This is a genomic window from Pseudomonas sp. JL2, from assembly GCF_031570495.1.
Lineage (GTDB): Bacteria > Pseudomonadota > Gammaproteobacteria > Pseudomonadales > Pseudomonadaceae > Aquipseudomonas > Aquipseudomonas rhizophila.
The window spans coordinates 179973-199272 of record NZ_JAKUDH010000005.1; the positions used below are offsets into that span (position 1 = coordinate 179973).

At 59.6% G+C, this 19300-nt stretch carries 17 protein-coding genes; 3 read left to right on the forward strand and 14 right to left on the reverse strand.

Features of this window, described 5'->3' with window-relative positions:
• Positions 1 to 35: 35 nt before the first annotated feature.
• Positions 36 to 749, reverse strand: coding sequence for a tellurite resistance TerB family protein (locus tag MKS85_RS09955; RefSeq protein WP_047227517.1), 714 nt, complete (start codon positions 747 to 749; stop codon positions 36 to 38).
• Positions 750 to 945: 196 nt separating this feature from the next.
• On the opposite strand from MKS85_RS09955, the gene MKS85_RS09960 reads away from it, so the two are divergent.
• The gene (locus MKS85_RS09960; RefSeq protein WP_047227516.1) at positions 946 to 2370 is read left to right on the forward strand and encodes a gamma-aminobutyraldehyde dehydrogenase; all 1425 of its coding nucleotides are present in this window, start codon (positions 946 to 948) and stop codon (positions 2368 to 2370) included.
• A gap of 267 nt (positions 2371 to 2637) precedes the next feature.
• On the opposite strand, the gene MKS85_RS09965 is transcribed toward MKS85_RS09960, so the two are convergent.
• Entirely contained in the window at positions 2638 to 2823 is a 186-nt protein-coding gene (locus MKS85_RS09965) for a hypothetical protein (protein ID WP_047227515.1), read from the reverse strand.
• 364 nt (positions 2824 to 3187) lie between these two features.
• On the opposite strand from MKS85_RS09965, the gene MKS85_RS09970 reads away from it, so the two are divergent.
• Entirely contained in the window at positions 3188 to 4813 is a 1626-nt protein-coding gene (locus tag MKS85_RS09970) for a glucan biosynthesis protein D (RefSeq protein ID WP_139051083.1), read from the forward strand.
• 202 nt (positions 4814 to 5015) lie between these two features.
• Here the strand turns inward: MKS85_RS09970 and MKS85_RS09975 are convergent, their stop codons facing one another.
• The 3 genes from MKS85_RS09975 to MKS85_RS09985 form a co-directional block, all read right to left on the reverse strand.
• On the reverse strand, positions 5016 to 6122 hold the full coding sequence (locus tag MKS85_RS09975; RefSeq protein ID WP_047227513.1) for an NADH:flavin oxidoreductase/NADH oxidase: 1107 nt from the start codon (positions 6120 to 6122) through the stop codon (positions 5016 to 5018).
• 346 nt (positions 6123 to 6468) lie between these two features.
• Positions 6469 to 8178: a single-stranded-DNA-specific exonuclease RecJ gene (gene recJ, locus MKS85_RS09980; protein ID WP_047227512.1), complete on the reverse strand. Its 1710-nt coding sequence runs from the start codon at positions 8176 to 8178 to the stop codon at positions 6469 to 6471.
• A gap of 171 nt (positions 8179 to 8349) precedes the next feature.
• Positions 8350 to 8892, reverse strand: a complete 543-nt coding sequence (locus MKS85_RS09985) for a YaeQ family protein (protein ID WP_047227511.1) — start codon at positions 8890 to 8892, stop codon at positions 8350 to 8352.
• Between the two features lie 146 nt (positions 8893 to 9038).
• On the opposite strand from MKS85_RS09985, the gene MKS85_RS09990 reads away from it, so the two are divergent.
• On the forward strand, positions 9039 to 10238 hold the full coding sequence (locus MKS85_RS09990) for a CaiB/BaiF CoA-transferase family protein (RefSeq protein ID WP_188251282.1): 1200 nt from the start codon (positions 9039 to 9041) through the stop codon (positions 10236 to 10238).
• 332 nt (positions 10239 to 10570) lie between these two features.
• Here the strand turns inward: MKS85_RS09990 and MKS85_RS09995 are convergent, their stop codons facing one another.
• The 9 genes from MKS85_RS09995 to rimM all read right to left on the reverse strand — a co-directional run bounded on the left by MKS85_RS09995 (position 10571) and on the right by rimM (position 19296).
• The gene (locus MKS85_RS09995; protein WP_047227509.1) at positions 10571 to 10858 is read right to left on the reverse strand and encodes a DUF3509 domain-containing protein; all 288 of its coding nucleotides are present in this window, start codon (positions 10856 to 10858) and stop codon (positions 10571 to 10573) included.
• A gap of 185 nt (positions 10859 to 11043) precedes the next feature.
• Positions 11044 to 12414 (reverse strand): transporter substrate-binding domain-containing protein, encoded by a 1371-nt coding sequence (locus MKS85_RS10000; protein WP_188251283.1) that lies wholly within the window; start codon positions 12412 to 12414, stop codon positions 11044 to 11046.
• Positions 12415 to 12534: 120 nt separating this feature from the next.
• Positions 12535 to 13944 (reverse strand): threonine synthase, encoded by a 1410-nt coding sequence (gene thrC / locus MKS85_RS10005; protein ID WP_047227507.1) that lies wholly within the window; start codon positions 13942 to 13944, stop codon positions 12535 to 12537.
• A 146-nt stretch (positions 13945 to 14090) separates the two neighbouring features.
• On the reverse strand, positions 14091 to 15395 hold the full coding sequence (locus tag MKS85_RS10010) for a homoserine dehydrogenase (protein WP_047227506.1): 1305 nt from the start codon (positions 15393 to 15395) through the stop codon (positions 14091 to 14093).
• A 132-nt stretch (positions 15396 to 15527) separates the two neighbouring features.
• A complete protein-coding gene (gene dsbC / locus MKS85_RS10015) occupies positions 15528 to 16259 on the reverse strand; it encodes a bifunctional protein-disulfide isomerase/oxidoreductase DsbC (RefSeq protein WP_092402674.1) in 732 nt (243 codons plus the stop codon).
• A gap of 321 nt (positions 16260 to 16580) precedes the next feature.
• A complete protein-coding gene (gene xerD, locus MKS85_RS10020; RefSeq protein ID WP_047227504.1) occupies positions 16581 to 17477 on the reverse strand; it encodes a site-specific tyrosine recombinase XerD in 897 nt (298 codons plus the stop codon).
• 131 nt (positions 17478 to 17608) lie between these two features.
• Positions 17609 to 17959 carry a 50S ribosomal protein L19 gene (rplS, locus tag MKS85_RS10025; RefSeq protein ID WP_003175895.1) on the reverse strand — a complete coding sequence of 117 codons (351 nt, stop codon included), beginning with the start codon at positions 17957 to 17959 and terminating at the stop codon, positions 17609 to 17611.
• Positions 17960 to 17968: 9 nt separating this feature from the next.
• On the reverse strand, positions 17969 to 18778 hold the full coding sequence (gene trmD / locus MKS85_RS10030) for a tRNA (guanosine(37)-N1)-methyltransferase TrmD (RefSeq protein WP_171061421.1): 810 nt from the start codon (positions 18776 to 18778) through the stop codon (positions 17969 to 17971).
• A complete protein-coding gene (gene rimM / locus MKS85_RS10035) occupies positions 18760 to 19296 on the reverse strand; it encodes a ribosome maturation factor RimM (protein ID WP_047227502.1) in 537 nt (178 codons plus the stop codon). Before rimM ends, trmD begins: the two co-directional genes overlap by 19 nt.
• Positions 19297 to 19300: the final 4 nt, after the last annotated feature.

Below are 19300 nucleotides of genomic sequence, written 5' to 3' on the forward strand. Positions count from 1 at the left end.
CAAGAGGTGATGTTTACCCAAGGGTCAGGCCTGACTCAAAGAGACGCCTGACGTACCTGCTTCTCCAGCTCAGTCTTCAACCCCGGCTCCAGTTTGAGCTGGCGCGCCAGTTCATCGAGGTAGGATTTCTCCATGAAGTTTTCCTCATCCACCAGCATCACACTGGCGATGTACATCTCGGCGGCCATTTCCGGCGTGCTGGCGGCCCGGGCGACGTCGGCGGGGTCCAGGGGTTTGTTGAGCTCGGCGTGCAGCCAGTGTTGCAGCTCCTGATCGTTGTCGAGCTTGGTGAACTCGCCTTCGATCAACTGCTTTTCACGCTCGTCGACATGGCCATCGGCCTTGGCCGCCGCCACCAGGGCCGTGAGGATCGCCTGGCTGTGCTGCTCGACCTGGGCCGGGGGAAGACGATCCAGCGTCTGCGGTTCAGTTTTCGGCGCACTGCCCTGCTGGGCTTGCCAATTGCCATAGGCCTTGTAGGCGATCACGCCCAATGCCGCCAGACCACCATAGGTCAGGGCCTTGCCGCCAAACTGGCGAGCCTTCTTGTTGCCCAGCAACAGGCCCATGGCTCCGGCGGCCAGCGCCCCGCCACCCGCGCCAGAGAGCATCCCGCCCAAATTGCCAGCACCACCGCCGAGCAAACCGCCCAGGCCGCCGGATGACTTGCCTTGGGAGCCGCCAGCCTTGTTCTGCAACATTTCCTGACCGGACTTGAGAAGCTGATCGAGCAATCCACGGGTGTTCATTTGCTGCCTCCACGCATTCGGGTAACCGGATCATTAAGGCAATCAGCCTAGTTCGAAAGTGCCCGAGTCTGTCGGTGAGAGTGCTTCGAGATGTTGCTTGCCAATTTTCCTGTGGCTGCGGCGAACCCGATAAAACGATATAGACTCGAATCAACTGAAAAACCGCAGCAAAAACAGCTTTGACGAGGGCTTGGACATGCAAACCAAACTGCTGATCAATGGTCACCTGGTGAACGGCGACGGGCCCGGCCAGGCCGTGTTCAACCCCGCGCTGGGCCGGGTGCTGGTGGAAATCAACGAAGCCAGCGAAGCTCAGGTCGATGCCGCCGTGCGCGCGGCCGACAGTGCCTTCCAAAGCTGGTCCCAGGTATCGCCCAAGGACCGCTCCCTGCTCCTGCTCAAGCTGGCCGACACCATCGAAGCCCACGGCGAAGAACTGGCCAGGCTCGAATCGGACAATTGCGGCAAACCTTTGAACGCCGTGCTGAACGACGAGATCCCGGCAATTGCCGACGTGTTCCGTTTCTTTGCCGGCGCCAGCCGTTGCATGAGCGGCTCGGCGGGTGGCGAATACCTGCCGGGGCACACGTCGATGATCCGCCGCGATCCGGTGGGCGTGATCGCCTCCATCGCGCCGTGGAATTACCCGTTGATGATGGTCGCCTGGAAAATCGCCCCAGCCCTGGCCGCCGGTAACACCGTAGTGCTCAAACCCTCGGAGCAGACCCCACTGACGGCGTTGCGGCTGGCGGAACTGGCGTCGGAAATTTTCCCCGCGGGTGTACTCAACGTGCTGTTCGGTCGTGGTCAGACGGTCGGGCAACCGTTGGTCACTCACGCAAAGGTGCGCATGGTTTCGCTGACCGGCTCCATCGCCACAGGCGCGAACATCATTTCCAGCACCGCCGACAGCGTCAAACGCACCCACATGGAACTGGGCGGCAAGGCCCCGGTGATCATTTTCGACGATGCCGACATTGACGCAGCCGTGGAAGGCATCCGCACCTTCGGTTTCTACAATGCCGGCCAGGACTGCACCGCTGCCTGCCGCATTTACGCCCAACAAGGCATCTACGACAGGTTCGTCGAGAAACTCGGTGCGGCGGTGGCCAGCATCAAATACGGCCTGCAAACCGCCCCGGACACCGAGATGGGGCCGCTGATCACTGCCCAGCACCGCGACCGCGTGGCCGGCTTTGTCGAACGGGCCATCGCCCAGTCGCATATTCGCCTGATTACCGGTGGCAAGGCCGTGGACGGCAACGGATTCTTCTTTGAACCAACGGTATTGGCCGACGCCCAGCAGGACGACGAAATCGTGCGCCGCGAGGTTTTTGGGCCGGTGGTGTCCGTCACACCGTTCATCGACGAAGCGCAGGTGCTGGCCTGGGCCAACGACTCGGACTACGGCCTGGCGTCTTCAGTCTGGACCGCTGACATCGGCCGCGCCCATCGCTTGGCGGCACGCCTGCAATATGGCTGCACCTGGGTGAACACCCACTTCATGCTCGTCAGCGAAATGCCCCATGGCGGTCAGAAACGTTCCGGTTATGGCAAGGACATGTCGATGTATGGACTGGAGGACTACACAGTAGTGCGGCATGTGATGTTCAAGCATTGAACCAAAGAACGACTACCACGGCCGGACGGCAGAGTCTGGTCGTGGCGGTTCAAGTGTCATGACGGCACTACCAACGCCACTGAGGGAAAATAACTTCGGTAGCGTTTGGCATCACGAGTGAGCAAAGGCAGGCCATTCACAGCCGCATGGGCACCGATAAAAAAATCGGCCAGCACGTTATTTTTTCCGCCTCCTACTGGCTGATGTGAAACCAGAAAGATGGATAAAGGCGCAATCCGAGCTCTCTACGAGCTGATCCGCACTCATTCAAAACCTCGAAACACTGCGCATCGCATCCATCAGGCAACGCATGGCGATCCGGTCGTTTTCCGACAGTTCGCGATAGCGTTCCACCAGTCTTAGTTCGTCCATGCTGAGCGGCCGGGTCCGGCGCGCGCTCGTCAAGCATGGAAGGATCCCCAGCAATTGGGTGATGCCCTGTATTTTTGTCATTGAGCCTTGTCCTTCTGTACGTCGAATTGACCGATAGCACCTGCTGAATCCGCGGGTTCAACCTCTATCACGCTAAAGGATAGGGAGGATTCACACCGTGAACAGGGAGTTTTAGAGTAATTAGTCAAAAAATGCAGAGTTACCCGTTAAAAAAGGAAATATCTGTAAGGAAATTTAACTAAACCACGCTTTCCTCTCTCTCCCGTGCCACGTATCCCCTATGATTTTGCGCCTCGGTGAACCGATCCAGCTCTCAGGCATCTGTTCTAACGTCCGTCGCGTTTGGCCAAAGGCATGTCCGAACTTCTTTACCAGTCTCTGTTGCCAGGAAAGGCTCGGGATTGTTTCCAGAAAGGTTGTATTTATGCACCGCAGGAATCTGCTCAAGGCGTCCATGGCTTTCGCTGCCTACACCGGGCTTTCGGCCTCAGGGCTTATGGCTGCACGCGCCTGGGCTGCTGACCGGACCGCCGACGGCGAGGCCCGTCCTTTCGATTTCAATGGGTTGAAAGAACAGGCCCGGGAACTGGCCAAGAGCCGTTACGTCGACACCAAGCAAGTTTTGCCGCCGACACTGGCGATGATGTCCCCGTTGCAATTCAACGCCATCCGCTACGACGCCAACCACTCGCTGTGGAATGAGCTGGACGGTCAGCTGGATGTGCAGTTTTTCCACGTCGGCATGGGCTTCAAGCAACCGGTGCGCATGTACAGTGTCGATGCCAAGACCCGCATGGCCCGTGAAGTGCACTTCCGCCCGGAGTTGTTCAACTATGAGAAAACCACGGTCAACACTTCGCAGTTGACCGGTGACCTGGGCTTCTCAGGGTTCAGGGTGTTCAAGGCGCCGGAGCTGGACCGGCACGATATCGTTTCGTTTCTGGGGGCCAGTTATTTCCGCGCCGTGGACAACACCGGCCAGTACGGATTGTCGGCCCGGGGCCTGGCCATCGACACTTACGCCAAGAAGCGTGAGGAATTCCCGGACTTCACCAAGTTCTGGTTCGAAATCCCGGACAAGAACAGTACCCGTTTCGTGGTCTACGCCCTGCTCGACTCGCCCAGCGCCACCGGCGCCTATCGTTTTGACATCGATTGTCAGCCCACCCGCGTCGTGATGGAAATCGATGCGCACATCAATGCCCGTACCGCCATCGAGCAATTGGGCATCGCGCCGATGACCAGCATGTTCAGCTGCGGCACCGTTGAGCGGCGCATGTGCGACACCATCCACCCGCAAATTCACGACTCCGACCGGCTGGCGATGTGGCGCGGCAATGGCGAGTGGGTTTGTCGCCCGCTGAACAACCCCGCCACCCTGCAGTTCAACGCCTTCGCCGACAACAACCCCAAAGGCTTCGGCCTGGTGCAGACCGATCACGACTTCGCCAGCTACCAGGACACCGTGGACTGGTACAGCAAGCGCCCGAGTCTGTGGGTCGAACCGACAACGGCCTGGGGCGAAGGCTCGGTCGATCTGCTGGAAATTCCTACGACCGGTGAAACCCTGGACAACATCGTCGCCTTCTGGACGCCGAAGAAGCCGGTCGCTGCCGGTGAATCGCTGAACTACGGCTACAAGCTCTATTGGAGCGCCTTGCCACCGGTGAGCACCGAGCTGGCCCAGGTCAATGCGACCCGTTCAGGCATGGGCGGCTTCATCGAAGGCTGGGCACCGGGCGAGCACTACCCCACCGTCTGGGCCCGACGTTTTGCCGTGGACTTCAACGGCGGCGGCCTCGATCAGCTCCCCCCTGGCACCGGTATCGAACCGGTAGTGACCTGCTCCCACGGCGAGGTGAAGGACTTCAACGTGCTGGTGCTCGATGCGATCAAGGGTTACCGCATCACCTTCGACTGGTACCCGACCGACGATCGCGTGGACCCGGTGGAGATGCGCCTGTTCCTGCGCACCAATGACCGGACCTTGAGCGAGACCTGGCTGTACCAGTACTTCCCGCCGGCGCCGGATAAGCGTAAATACCCTTGATCCTTGCGCGTCAGGGATGACGCCATCGCGAGCAGGCTCGCTCCCACAGGGTGGGGTGTGGATCACAAATTCTGTGAACAACTCCAATCCACTGTGGGAGCGAGCCTGCTCGCGATGAGGCAAGTACAGACGCCGTACCATCCAGCCCAATAAACAAAAGCCCCGGCCAAAACGACCGGGGCTTTTTGTTTCAAGCTAACCCTTAATCGCGCAAATCCGACTCATGAATCGGCTGGTCCCGATGCGTGGCTCTCTGATACTGCGCCGGCCACGTGGCCTTACGGCCCCCCAGGTCATCATCGGCATGCAACGCCCAGTACGGATCACGCAACAGTTCGCGGGCCAGGAAAATGATGTCGGCCTGGCAGGTCCGCAAGATGTGCTCGGCCTGGGCCGGTTCGGTAATCATGCCGACAGTGCCGGTGGCGATTTCCGACTCCTTGCGCACCCGTTCGGCAAAGCGCGTCTGATACCCCGGACCGGTGGGAATTTCCGCATTCACAGCGGTGCCGCCCGATGACACATCGATCAGGTCCACCCCCAGCGCCCTGAATCGCCGCGCCAGCTCCACGGTTTCATCCGGGTTCCAGCCATCCTCGACCCAGTCGGTGGCCGATACGCGCACGAACACCGGCAATTCCTCAGGCCATACCGCCCGGACCGCTTCGGTCACTTGCAGCACCAGCCGGATGCGATTCTCGAACGAGCCGCCGTATTGATCGCGCCGCTGATTGCTCAAGGGAGACAGGAATTGATGCAGCAGATAACCGTGGGCTGCATGGACTTCCACGACTTTGAATCCGGCCGTCAGGCTACGTTTGGCCGCCTCCACGAACGCCTGAATGACACCGGCGATCTGTCCCTCGTCCAGTTGGATCGGCTGGGTGTGCTGCGGATCGAAGGCAATCGGCGACGGGCCGACCGGGACCCAGCCGCCCTCTTCCGGTTTTACGCTGCCATGCTTGCCGAGCCAGGGTCGCCAGGTGCTGGCCTTGCGTCCGGCGTGGGCCAGTTGAATGCCGGGTACGGCCCCTTGGGCGGTGATGAAGCGGGTGATGCGTTGCAGGGGGCCGATCTGTTCATCGTTCCACAACCCCAGGTCCTGATCAGTAATGCGGCCGTCGGCAGTAACGGCAGTGGCTTCGGTGAACACCAGGCCGGCACCGCCCACGGCGCGGCTGCCAAGGTGTACCAGGTGCCAGTCATTGGCCAGGCCATCGGCGCTCGAGTACTGGCACATCGGCGACACCGCGATACGATTGGGCAGGGTCAATTGGCGAAGGGTATAGGGTTCCAGCAGCAGACTCATGGGGCACCTCTCGAATCAGTGGGCAGGCTCCAGGGTTCTGTTTGAAAAGTCGACGAGTGACAAAAGGTGCAACACCCGCCCCCGCGGGCAAAGAAATCCGACAAGACGTCACAAGGGCTATCAAGCAGTGCTTAGAGCCTAGTCGACAACCTGGGAGGCGGGAGGGTTCAGAACTTAAAAATCCACGGTGTGACGCAATGGTGTACCCCTGTGGCGAGGGAGCTTGCTCCCGCTGGGCTGCGAAGCAGCCCCGGCATTGCAGCCATCACATCGCAAGGGGACGCTGGCGCGTCCAGCGGGAGCAAGCTCCCTCGCCACAGAGTACGAACGCAAGATGGCGGCGTGTCTACCGCGGTTCGATATGGGCAATCATCAACTGCACCGTTTCCTGGCCGCGAAACTCGTTGAGGTCGAGTTTGTAGGCCAGTTCCACCCAGCGCACGGTGGGGTTTGGCCAGATATCGCGGTCGATGCCGAAGGCGATACCGTCGAGTTTCACCGAGCCGCATTCGCTTTTGAGGACGACCTTGAGGTGCCGTTCGCCCACCACGCGCTGTTCGACCAACTGGAACACACCGTGAAACATCGGCTCCGGGAAATGCTGGCCCCAGGGCCCGGCGTGACGCAGCGCCCGAGCCAGCTCCAGGTGAAACTCTTCCACCGCCAGGGTGCCGTCCGACAACAGGCGCCCGGTCAGGTCTTCTTCGCGCAATTGGCGGCGCACTTCAGCGTCGAACGCCTCGGCGAACAGTGGAAAATTCTCTTGCGCCAACGTCAGGCCCGCCGCCATGGCGTGGCCGCCATACTTGCTGATCAGCGTTGGATGTTGCGCCGCCACCACACTCAGGGCATCACGAATATGAAAACCCGGCACCGAGCGCCCCGAGCCCTTGAGCAGGCCGTCTCCGGCATCGGCAAAAGCAATGGTCGGGCGGAAATACCGCTCCTTCATCCGCGAGGCGAGGATTCCGATAACGCCCTGGTGCCACTGAGGATCGAACAGACATAGACCGAACGGCATGGACTCCACCGGCAAGTCCTTGAGCTGGGCCAGCGCTTCACGCTGCATGCCCTGTTCGATGGATTTGCGATCCTGGTTCATGCCGTCCAGTTGCGCCGCCATCTCCCGCGCCAAGGCCGGATCGTCAGTGAGCAGGCATTCGATGCCCAGGCTCATGTCGTCCAGACGCCCGGCTGCGTTCAGGCGCGGGCCGAGGATAAATCCGAGGTCCGTGGAAGTGATACGAGAATGATCGCGCCTGGCCACTTCCAGGATCGCCTTGATGCCGGGTCGGGCGCGCCCTGCACGAATGCGCTCCAGGCCCTGATGCACCAGGATCCGATTGTTGGCGTCCAGGGGCACCACATCCGCCACGCTGCCCAGCGCCACCAGATCCAGCAGTTCGCCGATGTTTGGCTGGGGGCTGCTGGCGTACCGGCCCAGGCTGCGCAGACGCGCCCGCAAGGCCATCAGCACATAAAAGATCACACCGACACCGGCCAATGCCTTGCTCGGGAACTCACAGCCCGGCTGGTTCGGGTTGACGATGGCATCCGCCGCCGGCAGTTCGAGGCCCGGCAAATGGTGGTCGGTAACCAGCACCTTGAGCCCCGCCGCTTTCGCCGCTGCCACACCTTCGACACTGGAAATGCCGTTGTCCACGGTGATCAGCAACTGCGGCTCACGGGTCAGGGCGACCTCGACAATTTCCGGGGTCAGTCCGTAGCCATACTCGAAGCGATTGGGTACCAGATAATCGACATGGGCCGCACCGAGCAAACGCAGGCCCAACATGCCCACCGTGCTGGCTGTCGCCCCGTCGGCATCGAAGTCGCCGACGATCAGGATGCGCTGGCGCTGCTCCAGCGCCACCACCAACAGATCCACGGCCGCGTCGATACCCTTGAGTTGCTGATAAGGAATCAAGCGCGCCAGGCTCTTGTCCAGTTCAGCCTCGGACTGCACGCCACGGGCCGCATACAGGCGCGTCAACAGGGGCGGCAGGTCACCGAGGAATGGCAGGGTGTCGGGTAGCTGGCGGGGTTCTATGCGCATGGGGTGACAAAGTTTTCTCTGGAAATCGTGAAGGTAATGGCAAGGAAAGCTTGGGTGGGAGCGGGCTTGCTCGCGAAAGCGGCGGCACATTCAACATCAATGCAAACTGATCTGCCGCCTTCGCGAGCAAGCCCGCTCCCACAATGGCTCACTCAATACCGGGTCAATGGCTCAGCCGCGCTCACCCAGCAACCATTGCAATTGGACTTCATGCTGGCCGCGATCATCGGTCACGAAAATCGTCCCCTCGCTGATCATCACATCCCACTTGATCACGCGGGGCATGTCCTTAGCGAGCGTCTCCAGCACTTCCTGGGGCACGGCGGCGATGTTGACGTTCTTGAGGTTCTTTACCGCCGGGATCACCTTGCCTTCCCAGACTCGCAGGCTGCCGTAGGCCAGCAGGCTGGTGCGTTCGGTGCGGCGAGAGCACCAGGTCAGGCGGTCGGCGTCGGGTTGGCCCACTTCGATCCAGTGCAGCACACGGTCATCCAGGCTTTTTTCCCACAGCGCAGGTTCATCGACATCCGACAGACCTCGGCCAAATGCCAGCAGCTCGTTGTACCAGAAAGCGTAGGCCAACAGGCGCACGGTCATGCGTTCTTCGGTTTCCGAAGGATGACGGGCGATGGTCTGCTTCACGTTCTCGTACACACTGCGGTCGAGGTCGGTGAGGTTCAGTTCAAACTTATAGGTCGTGGACGGCTGGGCCATGAACGGGCTTCTTGATACGAGGAAAGGCGGCAAGTCTAACCGATGAGGCGGGCATTCCACGAATTGCCGACCATCAACCTGCGGCGACTGACGCCGGCCTATGATAAAACGCTCTTTCGTTCTGCCTTTGTTCTACAGGATCCGTCATGTCGCTTACTGCCAAACCCCTTGCGGGCGTCAAAGTCATCGAACTCGGTACCTTGATCGCCGGACCTTTTGCCTCGCGGATCTGCGGTGAATTCGGTGCCGAGGTGATCAAGGTCGAATCGCCCGATGGCGGCGACCCGTTACGTAAATGGCGCAAGCTGTATGAAGGCACGTCCTTGTGGTGGTTCGTCCAGGCGCGGAACAAGAAATCCCTGACCCTGAACCTCAAGCACCCCGAAGGTCTGGCGATTCTGAAAAAGCTGATCGGCGAAGCCGACATCCTGATCGAGAACTTTCGCCCCGGCGTGTTGGAAAAGCTCGGCCTGGGCTGGGATGTATTGCATGCGCTGAACCCGAAGCTGGTCATGGTGCGGCTCTCGGGCTTCGGTCAGACCGGGCCGATGAAAGATCAACCCGGGTTTGGCGCAGTGGGCGAGTCCATGGGCGGCCTGCGTTACATCACCGGGTTCGAAGACCGGCCACCGGTGCGCACCGGCATATCCATCGGCGATTCGATTGCCGCCCTCTGGGGCGTGATTGGCGCACTGATGGCGCTGCGTCATCGCGAGGTCAACGGCGGAACCGGGCAAGTGGTGGATGTGGCGCTGTACGAGGCGATTTTCGCCATGATGGAAAGCATGGTGCCGGAGTTCGATGTGTTCGGTTTCATCCGTGAGCGCACCGGCAACATCATGCCCGGCATCACCCCGTCGTCGATCCACACCAGTGCCGATGGCAAGCACGTGCAGATTGGCGCCAACGGCGACGCGATCTTCAAGCGCTTCATGCAGGTCATCGGCCGTGAGGATCTGGCCAATGACCCGCAACTGGCCAGCAATGACGGGCGCGACAGCCGCCGCGATGAGCTGTACGGGGTCATTGATCGCTGGGTCAATTCACTCCCGCTCGATACCGTTATCGAGCACTTGAACCAGGCGGGAGTGCCGGCCAGTCGGATTTTCAGTGCCGAAGATATGTTCAGCGATCCGCAGTTCCTGGCCCGGGAAATGTTTCTCCAGGCCAAGCTGCCGGACGGCAAGGCGTTCAAGATGCCGGGCATCGTCCCGAAACTCTCCGACACACCGGGCAGCTCTGAATGGGTGGGGCCGGCGCTGGGTGAGCACAATGCCCAAGTGCTAGGCGAGCTTGGCTACGATGCACAGCAGATCGCCCAACTGCGCATCGACGGCGCCATTTGATGCGGTGAACGAAAGTCTGTGGCCACTGAAGATCAACTGTGGGAGCGAGCCTGCTCGCGATAGCGTCGGTTCAGTCGACTTGATATTGACTGACACTCCGCAATCGCGAGCAGGCTCGCTCCCACAAGGGTTCGGCATCGCTCAGCGCCAGAGCACGCTAAAACCTTAAACGCCGGGCAAAAAGAAACCCCGAGAAGTGGGGAGACAACTCGGGGTTAAACGTGACCATTCAGGTCCGTACAACAAGCGACAAGCACCGGAGCACAATGCTTGATCTTGCTGGTAAAGGGTCTGACTCATCAGGACGTAGGAAGGTTCCCACGAAATAGTGTTCAATTCGGGAGAGCCATCACCTTGTCACGTGCCAGATTACGCAGCGCCGCGATCACACAGGGCTCAAGCCGGCCCTCGGCAATCAGCACGTCGCGGTGCAGGCCATCGACCACGTCCGTCAGTTGGCGTCTGTCGGTCAATTGCGCTTGGTTGAACATGCGTTCGACCATGATGGCCCCGGAGGCATTCTTCAGCGTTACCAGACACTCGCCCCTGGCGCCAGAGGGAGTCAGCGTCACCTGATACGGGCTCAAAGCCTCACCCAGCAATAGGCTGATACTTTCCATTCGCTCACCCTTCAATAGTCCGAAAACAACTGCGTATTCACAGTAAATGACCGTGGGCCGCAGCAGAAAGTTCGTTCGCATACCGAGCCGGTACACCTCGAAGCCGTTGAACCGAGCATGCGCGTCCAATATGACAGGCAAACAACAGCTACCGCTTGAAGAAATTTCCTCACGAGCAGCCTGCATCAAGCCAGCAATGGCTCAGCGCGGTTCCACCGGCGCCCGACATCGATCCAGCCTCCCAGCAAACCACGCAACTGCCCATCGGCCCCATAAAAAGGCACCGACCAATGATAGATTTTGCGTAATCCACTCCTGAACATCAGTTGACGATCGACGAACCGGGACTGGCCGGTTCGCAGTTGCTCCATGACCTCTCCATGCAGCAGCTCGGCAGTCGCCGGCGGGAACACCGCGGAATCCGTCAGCCGGGTCCCCCGCAACTTTTCAAAGCGCGTCGCGAACTGCTCTTCGTAACTCTTGTTGCACATGATCAGGCGCCCTTCCAGGTCACGAATGAAGATCGGATCGGGGATGGCATCCATCAAGGCCCTCTGGAGCATCAACTGATCATTGAGGACAGCCTCGGCCTTGAGGCGCTGGTCGATTTGTGTCTGCAGGCGGCGGTTCCAGAGCAGGGACAGCAGAGCGAACAACACGACCACCGTCACACACCAATAACCCCAGCGGGAAAGCCGCAACCAGACCGATGGCGCCTGGCCAGGGGCGATACCGGCCATCCATTTGGAACGCAGCGCCCGCATTTCTTCGGCCGGAAAAGCTTCCAGCGCCTTGTTCAGAATACTCAGCAATGGGAGCAGATCCTGACGTACAGCCAGATAATCCGGTTCCCACTTGCCCTCCAGACTTCTTCCTACGCGCAACTGTCCCGCCGGATAAAGGTGCACCCCGGTTTCGTTTTCAATGGTGGCGTGGGCCTCCCGGCTCTCCACCAAGGCCCTCGCTTCCCCGTAAGTCTTGACCGTGCGCAACTCGATGGCCGGGTAGTCGCGCCGGATCTGCGCCTCCAATGCATGCCGTGCCGGCAGTGCCAGGATCTTGCCATTGAGCTGCTCCAGCGAATCGGGGACGGACTCGCCGTCGCGCCCGACGAATACCCAGCCGGAACCGCCAAAGGCGTGGCTGAAGCTCAGAAAATCCCTGCGTTCGTCGTTCATCGCCAGCGTGGTCGTCATGTCGGCCTCTGCGTTTTCCAGCATCGCCAGCAATTGTTCAGGGGAGAACGACTCCCGATGCACAAACTCAAGGCCTGTCATGCGCGCAATACGCTGGAGAATGTCGTTGTTCAGGCCGTTCCACTGCCCATGCTCATTCTTGAACAGGTACAACGGAAACTGCATCGAGGCCACGATGACCTGCGGGTTTTGCTCGATCCACTTCAATTCCTGCGGATCCAGCACCAACCGCTCGCCGGGGCCGAACGGTGGCGTTTCGTAGGCCGCCAACTGTGCGGCGTCCACCCCCAGTGCCCAGTACACCAGGACCAGGCCCATCATCCAGCCCAGGGCTGGTTTGCGTCTGATAAAAAACAACATCTGCATATCCTTCGAGATTACTCGCCCGTCCCTCCAAGGGCGAAAACCCGATCAGTTTGGCATGCAGAAACAAGAAAGCCCGTCAGGAGACGGGCTTCAAAATGTGACAGGTTTCAGCGCTCAGAGAGGCTTGCCGCGGTTGCCATGCTGACTGACAAAGGCCTGCACGGCTTTCAAGTCATTGGGCAACACGGTGCAACGCTCATCTCGCTCAAACAAATCAGAAAGATGTGCAGGTAGTTCGAGCGCTTTTCCTACACCAGCCTTCTCCACCGCTTCCGGAAACTTGACCGGATGAGCAGTGCCCAGGATCACCATCGGAATGTCCAGACTGCGACGGCACTCACGAGCGGCTCTCACACCGATGGCCGTATGTGGATCGAGCAATTCACCGCTCTGCTCGAACACCTCGGCAATGGTCTCGCAGGTTTGCGCATCATCCACCGCCAGGGAGTCAAACAGCTTGCGCGCTTCGGTCCAGCGCTCAGGCTCGACGCTGAAACCACCGCCCTGCCGGAAGCTGTCCATCAGGCCGGCAATTGCCGCGCCATTGCGACCGTGCAGGTCGAACAGCAAGCGCTCGAAGTTCGACGACACCATGATGTCCATGGACGGCGACAGCGTAGCGTGCAGGGTTTCCTTGACGTACTGGTTGCCGCTCATGAAGCGGTGCAGGATGTCGTTGCGGTTGGTGGCGACGATCAACTGGTTGATCGGCAGCCCCATGTTGCGCGCCAGATAACCGGCAAAGATATCGCCGAAGTTACCCGTAGGCACCGAGAACGATACCGAACGGGCCGGGCCGCCCAGTTGCAGGGCCGCGTGGAAGTAATAAACGATCTGAGCCATGATCCGCGCCCAGTTGATCGAGTTCACTGCGACCAGCCGCGTACCTTTGAGGAAGCTCTGGTCGGCAAAACTGGCCTTGACCATTTCCTGGCAGTCATCGAAGTTGCCTTCGATGGCGATGTTATGGATGTTATCGCCGAAAATCGTCGTCATCTGCCGACGCTGCACTTCCGAGACACGGTTGTGCGGGTGCAGGATGAAAATGTCGACGTTCTCGCAATGCTTGCAGCCTTCGATGGCGGCCGAACCGGTATCGCCGGAAGTGGCACCGACAATCACGACACGCTCGCCACGCTTTTGCAGCACGTAGTCCAGCAGACGACCGAGCAATTGCAGGGCGAAGTCCTTGAAAGCCAGGGTCGGGCCGTGGAACAGCTCCATCACCCATTCGTTACCGTTGAGCTGACGCAACGGCGCGATGGCGTTGTGGGAAAAGACGCCATAGGTCTCTTCCAGGATTTTCTTGAAATCGGCGTCCGGGATGCTGCCGGTGACAAACGGGCGCATGACCCGGAAGGCCAGCTCGTGATACGGCAAGCCGGCCCAGGAGGCGATCTCTTCCTGAGTGAAACGCGGCAGGTTTTCCGGCACATAGAGGCCGCCGTCCGTGGCCAGGCCGGCCAGCAGGACATCTTCGAAATTCAGGGCCGGTGCCTGGCCGCGGGTGCTGATATAGCGCATGGGGGCAAACCTTTGGTTTGAGCTTCGAGCGTCAAGCTGCAAGCTACAAGTTAAAAGCAGCCGGGCTTTTATTTGTAGCTTGCAGCTCATGGCTTGCAGCTGTATTGATTTAACTTGCAGCTTTTAGCTTGGAGCTTGTAGCTGCTTCAATTCAAATGCTCGACGCGGATACGGACCACCGGCCCGACGACGCCCTGGAGAGCCTCCAACGCGGTGATCGCGTCGTTGATGCGCTGCTCGACCACTCGGTGGGTCAGCAGGATCATCGGCACCAGGCCATCGTGCTCCTCGACTTCCTTCTGCATGATCGACTCGATGTTGATACCACGCTCCGAAAGGATGCTCGCCACCTGAGCCAGTACCCCTGGGTGGTCCTTGGCCTGGATACGCAGGTAGTAGGCACTTTCGCATGCTTCGATCGGAAGAATCGGATGATCCGACAGCGAGTCCGGCTGGAAAGCCAGGTGCGGCACACGGTTCTCCGGGTCGGAGGTCATCGCACGCACCACATCCACCAGGTCGGCCACCACCGAGGAAGCGGTCGGTTCCATGCCGGCGCCAGCGCCGTAGAACAGCGTGGAGCCCGCGGCGTCGCCGTTGACCATCACAGCGTTCATCACGCCGTTGACGTTGGCGATCAGGCGATCGGCCGGGATCAAGGTCGGGTGCACGCGCAGCTCAATGCCACTGGCCGTGCTACGGGCTACGCCCAGGTGCTTGATGCGGTAGCCCAAGGCTTCAGCGTAGTTCACGTCAGCAGTGGTCAGCTTGGTGATGCCTTCGGTGTAGGCCTTGTCGAATTGCAGCGGAATACCAAAGGCGATGGACGCCAGGATCGTCAGCTTGTGCGCCGCGTCGATGCCTTCCACGTCAAAGGTCGGATCGGCTTCTGCGTAACCCAGGGCCTGGGCCTCGGCGAGCACGTCTTCGAAGGTGCGACCCTTTTCGCGCATCTCGGTGAGAATGAAGTTCCCGGTGCCGTTGATGATCCCGGCGACCCAGTTGATGCGGTTGGCCGAAAGGCCTTCACGGATCGCCTTGATCACCGGAATGCCACCGGCCACGGCGGCTTCGAACGCAACGATCACGCCCTTTTCCCGCGCCTTGGCGAAAATCTCATTACCGTGAACAGCGATAAGCGCCTTGTTCGCGGTGACCACATGCTTGCCATTCTCGATGGCCTTGAGTACCAGCTCGCGGGCAACGGTATAGCCGCCCATCAGCTCTATGACGATGTCGATCTCAGGGTTCGTGGCCACTTCGAAGACATCGTTGGTAATCGCAATACCGGTCGTCTGGAACTGAGGCTTTGGCGTGCGCATGGCAATTTGTGCCACTTCGATTCCACGCCCGGCACGACGAGCAATTTCCTCGGCGTTGCGCTGAAGTACGTTGAAGGTGCCGCCACCGACGGTACCTAACCCACAGATGCCTACTTTGACCGGATTCACTCTTGACTCCCCATGAAACGGCCGACGCAAGGTCGGCCGTGAAATACAGCCGCGCAGCAACGCGACTTTGTGTTTAACGGCCCGACGAAGGTTTTCGCCGAGCCGTGATCTTCATAAACGCACTGCCCATGATCATTTGGCACCAAGGGCCAGTTTGGCGACTTGTGGCGCCGGCTGGTAGCCCGGAATCACCTGGCCGTCCGCCAAAACGATGGCCGGCGTACCGTTCACACCGATGGACTGACCGAGGGCGAACTGCTTGGAAACCGGGTTTTCGCACTTGGCGGCCTTGATTTCCTTGCCATCGACCATCTTGTCCATGGCCGCTTTTTTGTCCTTGGAGCACCAGACCGCCTGCAACTGCTCATCACCCGGTGAACCCAGGCCCTGGCGCGGAAACGCCACATAGCGCACTTCGATGCCGCGCTTGTTCAGCTCCGGCACTTCGGCGTGCAGCTTGTGGCAATACGGGCAGGTGGTGTCGGTGAAAACGGTGATGTGGGACTTGGTTTCGCCGACCGCCGGGTAAACCACGGTTTCGGCAACAGGAATGCCGTTGATCAGCTTGGAAATGCCCTGGCGCTCGGTCTTCTCGGTGAGGTTGACCGGCTTGCCACCCTTGAGCTCGAACAGGTTGCCCTGGACGATGTACTGACCGTCGGCGCTGGCGTAGAGCACGCGGCTGCCCTGGAGCTTGACTTCATACAGGCCGGACATGGGGCTGGCGGTGATGGTTTCGATCGGCACCTCCATCTGAAGGTTTTCCAGGCTCTTGCGGATAGCCTTGTCGGCCGCGTCGTCGGCGATGGCAACAGTACTGGCCAACGCAATGGCGGCGGCGGTGAACATCTGGATCAAACGCATGGGAGCTCCTGAGACGGACAAATGGGACGGGGAACGCCGACCGGCAGATTCGGGTTCCAACCGCCCACTGTGCAAACCGGCAAAGCCTACCACATAAGGCCCGCATGGCCGAATGCCGGTGATACAAGGCATATGGATGCCTTTTTTCTGTGTGCTGGCGTGGGTTCACCTATCTGGCGCTCACCACAACTCCCTGTGGGAGCGAGCCTGCTCGCGATAGCGGTGGGTGAGCTTGCATTGATTTTGAATGCGCCACCGTCATCGCGAGCAGGCTCGCTCCCACATGGGCTATCGGGTACTCATCAATCCAGGGATCTTCATTCAGCCTCGGGGGTGATGCTTGGCGTGCAGATCCTGCAACCGCGCCCGAGCGACGTGGGTGTAGATCTGAGTGGTGGACAGGTCGCTGTGGCCCAGCAGCATCTGCACCACACGCAAGTCGGCGCCGTGGTTGAGCAGGTGCGTGGCGAAGGCATGGCGCAAGGTGTGTGGGGACAGTGACTTGCCGATCCCAGCCACCTTGGCCTGGTGCTTGATGCGGTGCCAGAAGGTCTGGCGAGTCATCTGCTCGCCGCGCAGGCTGGGAAACAGCACGTCACTGGGACGCCCGCCCAGCAGTTCATGACGCGCATCGCGCATGTAGCGCTCGACCCAGACGATTGCCTCTTCGCCCATCGGCACCAGACGCTCCTTGCTGCCTTTGCCCATCACCCGCAGCACGCCTTGACGCAGGTTGACCTGCTCCAGCGTGAGACTGATCAGCTCGGTGACCCGCAGGCCGCACGCGTACAAAACCTCCAGCATGGCCCGGTCGCGCTGACCGATGGCCTCGCTGAGATCCGGCGCCGCCAGCAGCGCCTCTACATCAGCTTCAGACAGGGACTTGGGTAACGGTCGCCCCAGCTGCGGCATCTCCACGCGCAAGGTCGGATCCACCGCAATCAGCTTTTCCCGCAGTAAATAACGATAAAACCCACGCAAACCCGAGAGAAAACGTGCGGTCGAGCGCGGCTTGTAGTTCTGCTCCAGACGCCACGCCAGGTGATCGAGGATCAACTCTCGCCCGGCATTGGCCAGCTCCAGGCCTTGTTCCTGCAACCAGCCATTGAACAGCGCCAAGTCGCTGCGATAGGCATCGCGGGTGTTGTCGGACAGCCCCTTCTCCAGCCACAGGGCGTCGAGAAACTGGTCTATCAGCGGGTGATCAATGGCTGGCATAAAAACTCATGAGGGATGCGTGCGTACGCGGCATCGAAATGGAAATGATGAGATGCAGGGTGCTCAAAGACCAAATCGCAGGCAACAAAAAAGCAGCCCGCAGGCTGCTTTTTTTGCATCGGAAGCTGGACTTAAGCCAGTTTTTCCTTGATGCGAGCTGCTTTACCGGACAGGTCACGCAGGTAGTACAGCTTGGCTTTACGTACGTCACCGCGACGCTTGACAGCCATGCTGTCGATTTGCGGGCTGTAGGTCTGGAAAGTACGCTCTACGCCAACACCGTTGGAGATTTTACGAACGGTGAATGCACTGTTTACGCCGCGGTTACGCTTGGCGATAACAACGCCTTCGAACGCTTGCAGACGCGAACGGTCGCCTTCCTTCACTTTCACCTGAACGACAATGGTGTCGCCCGGGGCAAAGGTAGGGATTTCTTTGGTCATCTGCTCTGCTTCGAGTGCAAGAATGATTTTGTTAGTCATGCTGTGCTCCTAAGGCAAGTCGTCGGACTTACCATCGATACGTTGTGAACTATCGTCCCGCTCGCGGATATATTCCTCGAGCAGCTTCTTCTCTTCTCCAGAAAGCGAGCGGCTTTCCAGAAGATCGGCGCGTCGTTCATAGGTCCGACCAAGGGACTGCTGTAAACGCCAACGCCGGATGTGCGCGTGGTTGCCACTTAGCAACACGTCGGGAACACGCTGATCCGCATACACCTCCGGTCGGGTGTAGTGCGGGCAATCCAGCAGACCATCCGTAAAGGAATCTTCCTCGGCGGAATCTGCATGCCCTAAAGCTCCAGGCAGCAGTCGTGTAACCGCATCGATCAGGACCATCGCCGGCAGCTCGCCGCCAGACAGTACATAGTCGCCAATCGACCACTCTTCATCGACATGAGCTTCAATAAAACGCTCGTCAATGCCTTCATAACGGCCGGCAATCAGGATCAATGCATCCGAATTTGCCAGCTCGCGTACCGCCGACTGAGTCAGCTGACGGCCTTGGGGCGACAGGTAAATCACCTTCGCGCCCTCCCCGGCTGCGGTTCTGGCCTGAACCAGAGCGTCTTCCAGGGGCTTGATCTTCATCACCATGCCCGGACCACCGCCAAACGGGCGATCGTCCACAGTGTGATGCCGATCCGTGGTGTAGTCCCGCGGATTCCAACAGGTAAGCTGCAACAGCTCCTGTTTCACCGCGCGGCTGGTTATGCCGTACTCGCTGATGGCGGAAAACATCTCGGGAAACAACGTGATGACTTCAACGCGCAAATTAGCCACGTTTAGAAATCCGCATCCCATTCCACCTTCATCTCGCCTGCTGCAAGGTCGACGGCCAACACGCATTGCTCGGTATAGGGCAACAGGCGTTCGCGATCATCCAGGCTGCCGACGCAAGGCTTGACCACCATGACATCGTTCGAACCGGTCTCGAGCAGGTGATCGATTTTCCCGAGCAATTGCCCGAGGTGGTCGATGACCTTCAGACCCACCAGCTGGTACCAGTAGTACTCGCCGTCGGTCAGTTCAGGGAACAGGTTGCGTGGCACGCAGATCTCAAAACCGGCCAGAAGACGCGCTTCTTCACGATCATCGAGATCCTTGAGCTTTGCGACCAGGAACTTGTCGTTCCCACGTCCGCTGACCAGCTCAACCTGTTTCACGCTACCTTCGCGCTTGAGCGTCCAGGTTTTGTAGTCCAACAGGTTTTTGATCGGATCAGTAAAGGAATACACCTTCACTTCGCCGCGAACGCCATGAACAGAATAGATTTTGCCGACAACGATCAAATCATCAGCATCTTTTGGCGTCGCGTTCATATTG